This window comes from Streptomyces sp. L2 (genome assembly GCF_004124325.1).
Classification (GTDB): Bacteria; Actinomycetota; Actinomycetes; order Streptomycetales; family Streptomycetaceae; genus Streptomyces.
On record NZ_QBDT01000001.1, the window covers coordinates 779838 to 793303 of the forward strand.

Consider the following 13466-nt stretch of genomic DNA (forward strand, 5'->3'; position numbering starts at 1 on the left):
GCCGGCGGACGGGCGCCGCCCCGTGCCTGCCGGCCCCCGTCAGGGGGCCGGGACCGTCTGGGCGCCCCGGGGTGCCCGGACTCCGGTCGGCGGACCCGGTTCGGGTGCGGCGGGGGCGGCGGGTGCCGTGGCCGGGAGCGCGTGGGTGAGGGCGGGTGCGCCGCCGACGAGCGGGAGCCGGGCCGTCGTACGGGACAGGTCCAGCGTCAGGGTGGGCCGGGTGGACGGCGGGTCGATGAGGTTCCGGTCGGTTCCGGCGATGACGAGGGCCAGCCGGTGTCCCCGGGGGACCACGTGGTCGGTGGCCGCGAGGTCGAGGGTCATCGTGTACGCCCGGCCGGGGGTGAGCGGGACGCCCTTGCTCAGCGAGGCGTGATGACCGAGGTCGGCCCAGCCGCGGCTGAACACGGTGTAGTCGACGGCGGTCGTCTTCGCCTCGGTGTCCTTGAAGCAGGCGCTGTCCCCGGCGGTGCTCGCGCCCCAGCAGCTGCGGTGGGTGAGGGTGGTGATGCCCTCGTCGGCGTCGGCGTAGTCCCGGATGGTGTCCGGGCCGAGGTCCACCAGGACGGCGGTCAGGTGGGCCGTGGCGGTGGTCGGGGTGACCCGCACGGTGACGCGGCCCGAGCCGGACAGGCGCAGGTCCCGGGCGAGCGGGGCGGTGAGGAATCCGGCCTTGTCGGGGGTGGGGGTGGTCAGGTGGGCGGCCCAGTCGGTCTCGCCGTGCCGGGGGTCGTCGGTGAAGGTCGCGGTCCCGGTGGCCGCCGGGCGCGCGCCGAGGGTGCCGACGCCGGGCCGGCTGCCGGGGGCGGGGTGCAGGGTGGTGGTCCGGGTGCCGTGGGGCGGCCAGGCCCGGGAGGTGACCCAGTGGTCGGGGTGGCGTTCGATGTCGGCCATCGGCGCGCGGTCGATCCCGTTGTCGTAGCCGAGGAGTTCGTGGTCGAACCAGCGGTGCAGGGTGTCGACCCAGGCGCCGCGGCGGTAGTCGAAGGGGTCGACGTGGCCGGTCTGGGACAGCCAGATCTTGCGCCGGACGCCGTGCCGGGCCAGCGCGTCCCACCACTGCCCGAGGTGCTTGGTGCGGACGTTGAGATCCTGCATGCCCTGCACGGCGAACACGCTGGCCCGCACCTTGGCCGCGTCCTTGACGTAGTCGCGCGCGGTCCACAGCGGGGTCCAGTCGCCGCTGGGCGGGCTGCCGTCGGCGAGTTCCTTCCGTACGGCGGCGCAGTGGGCCTGCGCCGCGTCGCTCTGCACGTATCCGGCCAGTTCGTCGGGGCCGCCGTCGTACAGGGCGGCGCCCTGGGCGAAGTAGTAGTCGTACCAGGAGGAGATCGCGCTGATCGGGACGATGGTCTTCAGTCCTCGGACGCCGGTGGCCGCGACGCCGTTGGCGATGGTGCCGTCCCAGCTCTTGCCGATCATGCCGGTCCTGCCGTTGGTCCAGGTCGCCCTGACGGTCTTCCGGCCGGTGCGGGTGGTGTAGGCGGTGGCACGGCCGTTCAGCCAGTCGATGACGGCTTTCGCGGACCGGGTGTCGGAGCGGCCGCCGACGTCGACGCAGCCGTCGGAGCGGTTGGTGCCGGCGAGGTCGACGCCGACGACGGCGTAGCCGCGGGGCACGAAGTAGTTGTCGTAGAACAGCGGCATTTGGACGATGCGGCCGTGCGCGTCGTACGTCTTGACCTGGCTCTCGTTGCCGCGCCCGCAGCAGGAGTAGTACGGGCTGGCGTCCATGATCACCGGCACCCTGCGGCCCTGCCGGGCGGGTTCGGCGGGCCGGACGATGTCGGCGGCGACGCGGTCGGTCCGCCCGTCGCGGTCCTCGTCGAGCCCGGTGTCGACCCAGACGGACTCGCGGACGGCGTGCGCGTAGGAGTACACCGGCCGGCTTTCGCGGGGCGCGGCCTGTGCGACGGCGGCGGCCGGGGTGAGGAGGGCGGCGGTCAGGGTGGCGACGGCCGCGGTCGCGAGCGTTCTCCAGATCGTGAAGCGCGTGCGTATCGGCATGCGCGGACGGTACAGCGGTCAACTCCCGTGGAGTAGGGCGCTCTTCGGACACGGCCGGTGCTGTGACGGCCGAATGGCGATCGTGTGACACGAGGGGCCATGGACAGGTCAGGGGCCACAGGGACTCAATAGGCTCCGAACAGAGTTCTGGGCCCACTCCGGCCGGAACTCCGAACGGCACTGCTGTCCCGACGACTTGGAGCTGACGTGCACCGCAGAATCTTCGTGCCGGGCGCTCTCGCGGCGGCCTCCCTGATGCTGGCGATCCCGGCATCGGCCGCGAGCTACACCCCCGGCGCGCCGGGCATCGGCGACCCCTACTACCCGTACTACGGCAACGGCGGCTACGACGTCTCGCACTACGACCTGAGGCTGCGCTACCAGCCGGAGACGGACGAACTGCAGGGCACGGCGACCGTCCTGGCCCGGACCACGCAGGACCTGTCCAGCTTCGACCTGGACTTCCTGCTGGACGTGAGCGAGGTGCGGGTCAACGGCGCGAAGGCGGCGTTCACGCACACCGGCGAGCACGAATTCGTCGTCACCCCGAAGCGGCCGCTGGCCAAGGGCACGCCGATCACGGTCGTGGTCCGCTACAGCGGGGTACCGTCGACGAAGAGCGCGTACGGCTTCACCACCTGGCACCGCACGCCGGACGGGGCGGTCGCCGCCGACGAGCCCGAGGCGGCCTGGTGGTGGTTCCCGAGCAACGACCACCCGAGCGACAAGGCCACCTACGACGTGTCGGTGGCCGTGCCGGACGGCACTCAGGCGATCTCCAACGGCACGCTGCAGTCGACGAGTTCGCAGCGCGGCTGGACCCGCTACAGCTGGCGGCAGAACAAGCCGCAGGCGACGTATCTGGCCACGCTCGCGCTGGGGAGGTTCGACATCACCACCAGCACCTCCGACGGGGGCATCCCGGTGATCAACGCCTACAGCACGGACCTCGGCGACAACGACGACGCGGCCCGGGCGAGCGTGGAGCGCACCGGGGAGATCGTCGACTGGCTGAGCGACTGGTTCGGGCCGTATCCGTTCAGCACGGCCGGCGGGTACGTGCCGAACACCACCACCGGGTACGCGCTGGAGACGGCAAGCCGGGTGTACTACAGCCCGAAGCAGTTCGCGAAGGGCTCCAACGTCTCCGTGGTCGTGCACGAACTCGCCCACCAGTGGTACGGCGACGACGTGTCGGTCAAGGACTGGAAGGACATCTGGCTCAACGAGGGCTTCGCCACGTACGCGCAGTGGCTGTGGTCGGAGCACGAGGGCGAGGGCACCACGCGGGAACTCGCCGACTACGTGTACGCCTCGCACCCGGCCGACGACCCGTTCTGGACGGTCGCGCCCGGCGACCCGGGCGCCGACCACCAGTTCGACGACGCCGTGTACGACCGGGGCGCCGCCGCCATCCAGGCGCTGCGGGACGAGGTCGGCGACACCGCGTTCTTCGCCATCCTCAAGGGCTGGCCGAAGGAGCACGCGTACGGCAACGCCTCCGTGGCCGACTTCGAGCGGTACGCCGAGGAGGTGTCCGGCAAGCCGCTGGCAGGCCTCTTCGACACGTGGCTGTTCCAGCCGTCGAAGCCGGCGGCGTCCGCCGCGCGTTCCCTGGCGAAGGGCGGCGACGGTGCGGGCACGTCGGTGACCAGGCCGAAGTCGTGGCAGAGCATCGAGGCGGCCCACGGCGGCCACGGCCACTGAGGCGTCACCGGTCCGCTGCGGCGGCCGCCTGCTCGATCAGGGCGTCCCGGCCCATCGCGTCCGCGCGGGTGGCCGGGACGGTGCACGCGTACGCCCCGGCGACGGCCCCGAACAGGGCGCACCGCCGGGGCGGTTCGCCGGTGAGGCGGCCGTAGAGGAACGCGGCGGCGAAGGCGTCGCCCGCGCCGTTGGAGTCGACCACCGGCGCGGGCGGGGTCACGGCCGGTACGCGGGTCAGCTCGCCGTCCGCCAGCAGGTACGCGCCCTCGGCGCCGGCGGTGGCGACGACCGTCTCGGCGCGGCCCCGTTCGGCGATGTGCCGCATCGTGCGCTCGGGGTCGGTCAGGGCGGCGGCCGAGAGGAAGACGACGTCCGCCGCGTGGGCGAACGGCACGTGGTACGGGTTCTCACCGTCCCAGTCGTGCAGGTCGGTGGAGAGGGGCACGCCGGTGTCCCGGAGCACGGGCAGGGCGTGGGCGCCGGGCTGGGTGATGGTGAGGTGCACGTGCCGGGCGCCGGCGGCCAGTTCACGCAAGGTGCCCTCGGGGAAGCGGTCGCCGGGGTCGGCGCGGCTGGTGTCGTACAGCGACAGCCGGCGGCCGTCCGGGCTCACCAGGTTGACCGCCCGTTTGGTCCCGGCGGGCTGCGGGATCGCGGTGAGCGCGATGCCCCGCTCCCGGTGCAGGTCACGCACGAGGTCGCCCTCGGGATCGTCCCCGAGCAGATCGATGTGGTGCGTGACCAGCCCGAGCGCACTCAGCCCCACGGCGACGAAGTCCCCGGTCTGCCCGGCCCGGGTCCGGATCCCAGAGTCGATCATGTAACTGTCCGCATACGGCAACGGCAGCACGGGAACGCACACGATCGTGTCCACCCCGGCCCCACCCACCACCAGCACGTCTGCCCGTCGGCGGCTCATCAGCGGTCCTCCCCCGTGCTCGTACACCGCGTCGCCCCGCTCAGTGAACGGTGACTCCTCGCCGTAGATCTTCACGCAGTGGGCACGTGCGGGTCCAGCGTGGCTGGTCGCGCAGTTCCCCGCGCCCCTTCGGGGCGCGACCCGGCCACATCGCCGAAGCAGCCGAGCGCGCCCAGGCAGAAGCCCTTGCCCCAGCGGAGTGACCCGGGGCTCTTCCGGCGGCAGCGGCCGTCGCTACTTCGTCAGTCGGGCGAGTTCCTCGTCGGTGTGGGTGGCGACTCGGCGGCGGACGGCGAACCAGCCGGCGATGAGGAGGGCGGCGAGGAGGGGGACGAGGTAGAGGGTCTTGCGGCCGACGTCGGGGTCGTTCCACATCATGCCGAGGCAGGCCAGGAGGAAGGCGATCGTGGCGATTTCGGTGACGGGGCTGAACTTCAGCTGGAAGGACGGGCGGGCGACGAGGCCGGCGCGCGCGCGGCGGACGAAGACCAGGTGGCAGATCATGATGATCACCCAGGTGCTGACGATGCCGAGGGAGGCCACGTTCAGCACGATCTCGAAGGCCTGGCTGGGCACCAGGTAGTTGAGGCCGACGCCGAGCACACAGACGCCGCAGGTCAGCAGGATGCCGCCGTAGGGGACCTGGCTGCGGTTCATGCGGGCGGTGAACTTCGGCGCGGAGCCGGCCATCGCCATCGAGCGCAGGATGCGGCCCGTGGAGTACAGCCCGGAGTTCAGGGAGGACATGGCCGCGGTCAGCACGACCAGGTTCATCACGTCACCGGCCGCCGGGATGCCGATCTTCGACAGCACCGTCACGAACGGGCTCTCGTCGGCCGAGTACACCGACCCGGGCAGCAGCAGGGCGAGCAGCACGACGGAGCCGACGTAGAACAGGCCCACCCGCCACATGATCGAGTTCACCGCGCGCGGGACGACCTTCTCCGGCTCGGCGGTCTCGCCGGCGGCGACGCCGACCAGTTCCAGCGCGGCGTACGCGAAGATCACGCCCTGCATGACGAGCACGGCGGGCATCGCGCCGTGCGGCAGGAGGCCGCCGTGGTCGCTGATCACACTGATGCCGGGCGTCTGCCCGTCGACCTGGTGCTGCGTGGCCAGCAGGAAGATGCCGATCAGCATGAAGGCGACGAGCGTGGCCACCTTGACGATGGAGAACCAGAACTCCATCTCGCCGAAGATCTTCACCGAGATCAGGTTCACGGCGAGCACGACCGCCAGGGCGATCAGCGCCAGCACCCACTGCGGGATGGACGTGAACATGCTCCAGTAGTGCGTGTACAGCGCGATCGCGGTGATGTCGGCGATACCGGTGGTCGACCAGTTCAGGAAGTACATCCAACCGGCGACGTACGCGCCCTTCTCGCCGAGGAACTCGCGCGCGTAGCTCACGAAGGACCCGGAGGAGGGGCGGTAGAGGACCAGCTCGCCCAGCGCCCGTACGACGAAGAAGGCGAAGACCCCGCAGACCAGGTAGGCCACCGCGAACGCCGGTCCCGCGGTGTGCAGGCGGCCGCCGGCGCCGAGGAAGAGGCCGGTGCCGATGGCGCCGCCGATGGCGATCATGTTGATGTGGCGGGCCTTGAGGTCCTTGCTGTAGCCGGCGTCGCCCGCGTCGGCGGGCGTTCGGGCCGCCTCGGGGCGGGCGGCGACCGGTGCCGAGGGCACGGCGTCCTTGCTCACGGGTGGTACCACTTCCTGTGCCCCGGACCTCGTGGGCCCGGGTGTCCGTACAGTTCGGCCCGCACCACCCCTGGGTGTGTCGCGGCACAGACCAAGGCAGCAGCTTCCCAGAGAAGCCACCCGGTATGCGGTGTTCCGGATCACAGAGCGGCACTTCTCACAGGGGTCCCGTAGCTAGCCCACGGGTTTCACAGCACTGGTGAGACAGCGATACTGCTGCACATGACGACCGACGCGAGGACCGGTGCCCCGACCGGCGCGCCCGACGCCGAGGAGACGGCCCTCACCATCGACGAGCTGGCCGCCCGGGCCGGCGTCACGGTCCGGACCGTCCGCTTCTACGGCAGCAGGGGGCTGCTGCCGCCGCCGGTGATCGGCCCGCGCCGGGTGGGGCGCTACGGGCCGGGGCACCTGGCACGGCTGGCGCTGATCGAGGAGCTGCAGCGGCAGGGCATGACGCTGGCGGCGATCGAGCGGTACCTGCGGCAGCTGCCGGCGGACCTCTCCCCGCACGACCTGGCCATCCACCGCGCGGTGGTCGCCTCCTGGGCCCCGGACGTGGTGGAGACGCTCCCACGCGCGGAGCTGGAGCGGCGGGCCGGCCGGCCACTCGACGACACGGACCTTCAGCGGCTGGCGGCGATGAACGTCGTCCTCACGGAGGACGACGACACGGCCTCGGGCGGCGGCGCGGCGGCCGACCGTGCCGACACGGTCCGGGTCGACGCCGGGCTGTTGCGGCTCGGTGTCCAGCTCCTGGACGTGCCGCTGTCGCAGGAGGTGATCCTCGCGGCGCGCGAGGTGCTCGCCGAGCATTCGCGCGCCGCGGCCCACGAGCTGGCCCGGCTCTTCCGCGGCGAGGTCGCGGAGCGTGACGCCCGGGACGTGAAGTCCCTGTCGGCGCACATGCACCCGCTGGTGGTGCAGGCGCTGCTGACCACGTTCCAGCGGTCGCTGCGGGAAGAGCTGGGCGAGTGGCTCGCGGGGTCAGACGCGGGCTGAGTCGGTGAACCGCTCTCCCTTCCCGGCCTTCTCCACGAGCAGCGCGGGCGGGGTGAAGCGCTCGCCGTAGCGCTCGGCGAGTTCCCGCGCGCGGGCCACGAAGCCGGGCAGGCCGCCCTCGTAGCCGTTGATGTACTGCAGGACGCCGCCGGTCCAGCCGGGGAACCCGATGCCGAGGATGGAGCCGATGTTGGCGTCGGCGACGGAGGTCAGGACGCCCTCCTCCAGGAGCTTGACCGTGTCGAGGGCCTCGGCGAAGAGCATCCGCTCCTGCATGTCCCGGAACGGGATCTCCTGGCCCGCGTGCCCGAAGTGCTCGCGCAGGCCCGGCCAGAGCCCCGCCCGCTTGCCGTCCTCGCCGTACTCGTAGAAGCCGGCGCCGCCGCTGCGGCCGGGGCGGCCGAACTCGTCGACCATGCGGTCGATGACCGCCTCCGCGGGGTGCGCCGCCCAGGTGCCGCCCGCCTCCTCGACGGCCCGCCTCGACTCGTTGCGGATCTTGCGGGGCAGGGTGAGCGTGAGCTCGTCCATGAGGGAGAGGACCTTCGCCGGGTAGCCGGCCTGGGCCGCCGCCTGCTCGATCGAGGCGGGTTCGATGCCCTCGCCGACCATGGCGACGCCCTCGTTGATGAAGTGGCCGATCACCCGGGAGGTGAAGAAGCCGCGCGAGTCGTTGACGACGATGGGCGTCTTGTTGATCTGGCGGACCAGGTCGAAGGCGCGCGCGAGGGCCTCGTCCCCGGTGCACTCGCCCTTGATGATCTCGACCAGCGGCATCTTGTCGACCGGCGAGAAGAAGTGCAGCCCGATGAAGTCGGCCTGGCGCTCCACGCCCTCGGCGAGGGCGGTGATGGGCAGGGTGGAGGTGTTGGAGCACAGCAGGGCGTCCGGCTCGACGACGTGCTGGATCTCCTGGAAGACCTTGTGCTTGAGGGACGTGTCCTCGAACACGGCCTCGATGACCGCGTCGCAGCCGGCGAGGTCGGCGGCGTCGGCGGTGGGCGTGATGCGGGCGAGCAGCGCGTCCGCCTTCTCCTGGGTGGTACGGCCCCTGGCGACGGCCTTGGCGCACAGCTTCTCGGAGTAGCCCTTGCCCTTGACGGCCGCCTCCAGGGAGACGTCCTTGAGGACGACCTCGATGCCCGCGCGGGCGCACGAGTAGGCGATGCCGGCGCCCATCATCCCCGCGCCGAGCACGGCGGCCCTGCGCACCTGGCGGGGCTCGACGCCCTTGGGGCGGTTGGCGCCGGAGTTGACGGCCTGGAGGTCGAAGAAGAACGCCTGGATCATGTTCTTCGAGGTCTGGCCGGCGGCCAGTTCGACGAAGTAGCGGGCCTCGATGACCTGGGCGGTCTCGAAGTCGACCTGGGCGCCCTCGACGGCCGCGGCGAGGATGTTGCGCGGCGCCGGGTAGGGGGCGCCGTTCGTCTGCTTGCGCAGGGTGGCCGGGAACGCGGGCAGGTTGGCGGCGAACTTCGGGTTGGCGGGCGTACCGCCGGGGATCCGGTAGCCGGGCTTGTCCCAGGGCTGCTGCGACTCGGGGTGGGCGTCGATGAAGGCGCGGGCCTTGGCGAGGAGCTCCTCGGGGGTGGCGGCGACCTCGTGGACCAGGCCGTTCTCCTGGGCGCGGCGCGCGTTGTACTGGGTGCCCTGGAGGAGCACCTTCAGCAGGGCGTCCGCGATGCCGAGCAGCCGTACGGTGCGCACGACCCCGCCGCCGCCGGGGAGCAGACCGAGGGTGACCTCGGGGCAGCCGATCTTGGTGCCGGGCGTGTCGAGGGCGACCCGGTGGTGGCAGGCCAGGGCGAGCTCGAATCCGCCGCCGAGCGCGGCGCCGTTGACGGCGGCGACGACCGGCTTGCCGAGGGTCTCGATGCGGCGCAGGTTCCGCTTGATGGCGAGGCCGCCGTCGAGGAGCTGCTGGGCGGTGCCGGGCGTCACGCGGATCAGGTCGCGCAGGTCGCCGCCGGCGAAGAAGGTCTTCTTCGCCGAGGTGAGGATGACGCCGCGGATGGAGTCCTTCTCGGCCTCCAGGCGGTCGGTGACCGCGGTGAGGGAGTCGCGGAACGCCTGGTTCATGGTGTTCGCGGACTGGTGGGGGTCGTCGAGGACGAGGGTGACGACGCCGGTGTCGTCCTGCTCCCAGCGGATGGTGGTGCTCTCGGTCATGACAGTGGTCTCCGTTGAGGTCTGGGGGTTTCCGCGGGGAGTTCAGACGCGCTCGACGACGGTGGCGATGCCCATGCCGCCGCCGACGCAGAGGGTCGCGAGGCCGTACCGCTTGTCCTGGCGCTCCAGTTCGTCGATGAGGGAGCCGAGGATCATCGCGCCGGTGGCGCCGAGGGGGTGGCCGAGGGCGATGGCGCCGCCGTTGACGTTGACCTTGTCGAGGCTGAGGCCCATGTCCTTCACGAAGCGCAGCACGACGGCGGCGAACGCCTCGTTGATCTCGACGAGGTCGATGTCGTCGATGGTCAGCCCGGCCTTGGCGAGGGCCTTGCGGGTGGCGGGCGCGGGCCCGGTGAGCATGATGGTGGGCTCGGAGCCGGAGACGGCTGCGGAGACGATCCGCGCGCGCGGGGTGAGGCCGTGGCGTTCGCCGACCTCGCGGGAGCCGATGGCCACCAGGGAGGCGCCGTCGACGATGCCGGAGGAGTTGCCCGCGTGGTGGACGTGGTCGATCTTCTCCACCCAGTGGTACTTCTGCAGCGCGACGGCGTCGAAGCCGCCCAGCTCGCCGATGTCCGCGAAAGAGGCCTTGAGCTTCGCGAGGGAGTCGGCGGTGGTGCCGGGGCGCAGGTGCTCGTCGTGGTCGAGGACGACGAGGCCGCTGCGGTCCTTCACGGGGACGACGGAGCGGTCGAAGCGGCCTTCCTTCCAGGCGGTGGCGGCGCGCTCCTGGGACAGGGCCGCGTACTCGTCGACGTCGCGGCGGGAGAAGCCCTCGATGGTGGCGATGAGGTCGGCGCCGATGCCCTGCGGCACGAAGTTGACGGCGAGGTTCGTCATCGGGTCGTTGAACCAGGCGCCGCCGTCGGAGGCCATCGGGACGCGGGACATGGATTCCACACCCCCGGCGAGGACCAGGTCCTCCCAGCCGGAGCGGACCTTGGCGGCGGCCAGGTTGACGGCCTCCAGGCCGGAGGCACAGAAGCGGTTCTCCTGGAGTCCGGCGACCGTGTCGGGCAGTCCGGCGGCGATGGCGGCGATCCGGGCGATGTCGGACCCCTGGTCGCCGACAGGGCCGACGACACCGAGGACGATGTCGTCGACGGCGGCCGGGTCCAGGCCCGGGAAGCGGTCGCGGATCTCGTGGATGAGGCCGACGACCAGGTCGATCGGCTTCGTGCCGTGCAGGGCGCCGGTCGCCTTGCCGCGGCCGCGCGGGGTGCGGATCGCGTCGTACACGTACGCTTCGGTGCTCACTTCGGTGCCTTTCGGAGGGTGGGCGGAGCGGGGCGGGAGCAGGGAGGGTCGGGGTCAGTCGCGGTCCGCCACGGGGTCGTCGTCGAGGAGGGCGGGTGTCTCCCAGTCCCGGGCCACCGCGCGCGTGTCGGCGCCCGGCAGAGCGGGGCCGGAGCGGACGGCGGTGGGGGTGGCGGAGAAGCGGGGGGCCGGGGCGGGCTGGGTGAGGCCGCCGTGCTCGGTGAAGGTGCCGCGGGCGGCCAGGTGCGGGTGGTGCGGGGCCTCGCGCAGGGACAGCACGGGGGCCACGCACGCGTCGGAGTCCGCGAAGACGGCCGTCCACTCGTCCCGGGTGCGGGACTTGAAGCGGGCGGCGACGCGCTCGCGCAGCTCACTCCAGCGGGTGACGTCCGTGCGGGCGGCGGCCAGGTCGTCCAGGCCGAGGAGGCGCAGGAACTCCGCGTAGAAGCGCTCCTCCAGGGCGCCGACCGCCATGTGTCCCCCGTCGGCGGTCTCGTAGGTGCCGTAGTACGGGCAGCCGCCGTCCAGGAGGTTGGCGCCGCGCCGGTCCTGCCAGCCGCCGGCGGCCAGCATGCCGTGGATCATCGAGGCGAGGTGGGCGGAGCCGTCGACGATGGCCGCGTCGACCACCTGGCCGGCGCCGGTGGCGCGCGCGTGGTGCAGGGCCGCGAGGACGCCGACGACCAGGTAGAGCGAGCCGCCCGCGTAGTCGCCGACGAGGTTGGCGGGGATCGCCGGGGGTTCGCCTGCCCGGCCGATCAGGCCGAGGGTGCCGGTGACGGCGATGTACGCCACGTCGTGGCCGGCGCGCTGGGCGAGGGGGCCGTCCTGGCCCCAGCCGGTCATCCGGCCGTAGACCAGCCGGGGGTTGCGGGCGTGGCAGGTCTCGGGGCCGACGCCGAGGCGCTCGGCGACGCCGGGGCGGTAGCCCTCGATCAGGATGTCGGCGCGCTCGGCGAGGTCCAGGACGCGCGCGGGGCCGTCCGGTGCCTTCAGGTCGACGACGACCGAGCGCTTGTTGCGGTTGGTGATGTCGTAGGCCGGGTCGATCCCGAGGCCGGGGCCGCCCGGACGGTCGACGCGGACCACGTCGGCGCCCAGGTCGGCGAGGAGCATCGCGGCGAACGGGCCGGGCCCGATGCCGGCCAGCTCGATCACGCGCACGCCGGCGAGCGGGCCGTGTCCCGGCGCTCCTGCCGTCCCTGCGGTCGTCATGCCGTCCTGCCCGTCATGCCGTCCTGCCCCCAGCCCTTGTGACACAACTGATGTAACACCAGTGATGTTAAGAACACGTTCCACCGGACACAAGACCTGAACGAGCAAGCGCTTAGCCAAGTGCCCGACGCGCCGCGGTTCACCCGGGTGAGTGAGGCCCCGGGCCGGTCGTCCGGCCCGGCACTCCTCACGCTAGCCTCAGCGACCGACAGCGGCGCGGCTGCGGAACCGAGGGGTGTCATGAATAGGCCAAACAGGACGGACCGTCCCTACGACGTCGTGCTCTTCGGGGCCACGGGCTTCGTCGGCGCGCTCACGGCGGAGTACCTCGCCGCGCACGCGCCGCGCGAGCTGCGCTGGGCGATCGCCGGCCGCGACGAGCTCAAACTGGAGCGGCTGCGCGAACGGCTGCCCGGCGGCCGGCACGTCCCGGTGCTGCGGGCCGACGTGAGCGACCCGGCCGGCCTGCGCGCCCTCGCCGAGCAGGCGCGCGTGGTGGCCACGACCGTCGGCCCGTACCTGACCCACGGCGAGGAGCTGGTCGCCGCCTGCGCGGACACGGGCACCGACTACCTCGACCTCACCGGTGAGCCCGAGTTCGTGGACCTGATGTACGTCCGGCACGACGCACGCGCGCGGGAGACCGGCGCCCGGCTGCTGCACGCCTGCGGCTTCGACTCCGTCCCGCACGACCTGGGCGCCTACTTCACCGTTCAGCAGCTGCCCGAGGACGTACCACTGACGGTGGACGGCTTCGTGACCGCGGACGCGGCCTTCTCCGGCGGCACGCTGGCCTCGGCGCTCAACCAGTTCGCGCGCGGCCGGCACATGCTGGCCGCCGCGCGGGACCGCGGCCGGCACGAACCCCGGCTGGTGGGACGCCGGGTGGCGGCGCCCACGGGCGCGCCGCGCTTCGCGAAGGAGATCGGCGCGTGGGCGCTGCCGCTGCCGACCATCGACCCCCAGATCGTGCGCCGCTCGGCCAAGGCCCTGGACCGCTACGGCCCCGACTTCCGCTACCGGCACTACGCGGCGGTCCGGCACCTGCCGGTCGCCGTCGGCGGGATCGCCGCCGTCGGCGCGGTGGCCACGGCGGCCCAGCTGCCGCCGGCCCGTCGCTGGCTGTCCGACCGGCTCAAGCCGGGTGACGGGCCGAGCGCCGAGAAGCGGGCGGAGAGCTGGTTCTCGGTGCGCTTCGTCGGCGAGGGCGGCGGGCGGCGCGTGTTCACCGAGGTCGCCGGCGGCGACCCGGGCTATGACGAGACCGCGAAGATGTTCGCCGAGGCCGCCCTGTCCCTGGCGTTCGACGACCTGCCGCCCACGGCCGGCCAGGTGACCACGGCCCAGGCTATGGGCGACGCGCTGATCGAACGGCTCCGCGCGGCGGGCATCACGTTCCGGGTGGCGGCGAAGCGGTAGCCGCCGACCGGGCCGGAAGCCGACGGCGGGGCGGGAGCCGACGGGGCTCGCCGTCCGCACCCCGTCGACG

9 protein-coding genes are annotated in these 13466 nt (G+C 72.6%); 3 read left to right on the forward strand and 6 right to left on the reverse strand.

The window, feature by feature from the left end; all coding sequences use genetic code 11:
• Window positions 1–39: 39 nt before the first annotated feature.
• Window positions 40–2007 carry a Xaa-Pro dipeptidyl-peptidase gene (locus DBP14_RS03500; RefSeq protein WP_129305578.1) on the reverse strand — a complete coding sequence of 656 codons (1968 nt, stop codon included), beginning with the start codon at window positions 2005–2007 and terminating at the stop codon, window positions 40–42.
• 207 nt (window positions 2008–2214) lie between these two features.
• Between DBP14_RS03500 and DBP14_RS03505 the strand changes: the two genes are divergently transcribed.
• Complete coding sequence (locus DBP14_RS03505; RefSeq protein ID WP_129305579.1) at window positions 2215–3714, forward strand: M1 family metallopeptidase; 1500 nt, start codon at window positions 2215–2217, stop codon at window positions 3712–3714.
• Between the two features lie 4 nt (window positions 3715–3718).
• Here the strand turns inward: DBP14_RS03505 and DBP14_RS03510 are convergent, their stop codons facing one another.
• A complete protein-coding gene (locus tag DBP14_RS03510) occupies window positions 3719–4633 on the reverse strand; it encodes a PfkB family carbohydrate kinase (protein ID WP_129305580.1) in 915 nt (304 codons plus the stop codon).
• A gap of 234 nt (window positions 4634–4867) precedes the next feature.
• Window positions 4868–6334, reverse strand: coding sequence for an amino acid permease (locus DBP14_RS03515; protein WP_129305581.1), 1467 nt, complete (start codon window positions 6332–6334; stop codon window positions 4868–4870).
• Between the two features lie 222 nt (window positions 6335–6556).
• Between DBP14_RS03515 and DBP14_RS03520 the strand changes: the two genes are divergently transcribed.
• The gene (locus DBP14_RS03520; RefSeq protein ID WP_129305582.1) at window positions 6557–7336 is read left to right on the forward strand and encodes a MerR family transcriptional regulator; all 780 of its coding nucleotides are present in this window, start codon (window positions 6557–6559) and stop codon (window positions 7334–7336) included.
• On the opposite strand, the gene DBP14_RS03525 is transcribed toward DBP14_RS03520, so the two are convergent.
• From DBP14_RS03525 to DBP14_RS03535, 3 genes are read right to left on the reverse strand one after another with little or no spacing between them, the layout of a single operon-like run.
• Complete coding sequence (locus tag DBP14_RS03525; RefSeq protein WP_129305583.1) at window positions 7322–9505, reverse strand: 3-hydroxyacyl-CoA dehydrogenase NAD-binding domain-containing protein; 2184 nt, start codon at window positions 9503–9505, stop codon at window positions 7322–7324. The two genes, DBP14_RS03520 and DBP14_RS03525, sit on opposite strands and share 15 nt — an antisense overlap.
• A gap of 42 nt (window positions 9506–9547) precedes the next feature.
• Window positions 9548–10762 (reverse strand): acetyl-CoA C-acetyltransferase, encoded by a 1215-nt coding sequence (locus tag DBP14_RS03530; protein WP_129305584.1) that lies wholly within the window; start codon window positions 10760–10762, stop codon window positions 9548–9550.
• Window positions 10763–10816: 54 nt separating this feature from the next.
• Window positions 10817–11977 (reverse strand): CaiB/BaiF CoA-transferase family protein, encoded by a 1161-nt coding sequence (locus DBP14_RS03535; RefSeq protein WP_129305585.1) that lies wholly within the window; start codon window positions 11975–11977, stop codon window positions 10817–10819.
• Window positions 11978–12217: 240 nt separating this feature from the next.
• Here DBP14_RS03535 and DBP14_RS03540 point away from each other — a divergent pair, with 240 nt between their 5' ends.
• A complete protein-coding gene (locus tag DBP14_RS03540; protein ID WP_129305586.1) occupies window positions 12218–13396 on the forward strand; it encodes a saccharopine dehydrogenase NADP-binding domain-containing protein in 1179 nt (392 codons plus the stop codon).
• Window positions 13397–13466: the final 70 nt, after the last annotated feature.

What these genes read in the sequence shown, in the direction of transcription:
- DBP14_RS03525 (WP_129305583.1), bottom strand. Translation starts at nt 9,505, where the DNA reads ATGACCGAGAGCACCACCATCCGCTGGGAGCAGGACGACACCGGCGTC.
- DBP14_RS03500 (WP_129305578.1), bottom strand. Translation starts at nt 2,007, where the DNA reads ATGCCGATACGCACGCGCTTCACGATCTGGAGAACGCTCGCGACCGCG.
- DBP14_RS03535 (WP_129305585.1), bottom strand. Translation starts at nt 11,977, where the DNA reads ATGACGACCGCAGGGACGGCAGGAGCGCCGGGACACGGCCCGCTCGCC.
- DBP14_RS03510 (WP_129305580.1), bottom strand. Translation starts at nt 4,633, where the DNA reads ATGAGCCGCCGACGGGCAGACGTGCTGGTGGTGGGTGGGGCCGGGGTG.
- DBP14_RS03540 (WP_129305586.1), top strand. Translation starts at nt 12,218, where the DNA reads ATGAATAGGCCAAACAGGACGGACCGTCCCTACGACGTCGTGCTCTTC.
- DBP14_RS03520 (WP_129305582.1), top strand. Translation starts at nt 6,557, where the DNA reads ATGACGACCGACGCGAGGACCGGTGCCCCGACCGGCGCGCCCGACGCC.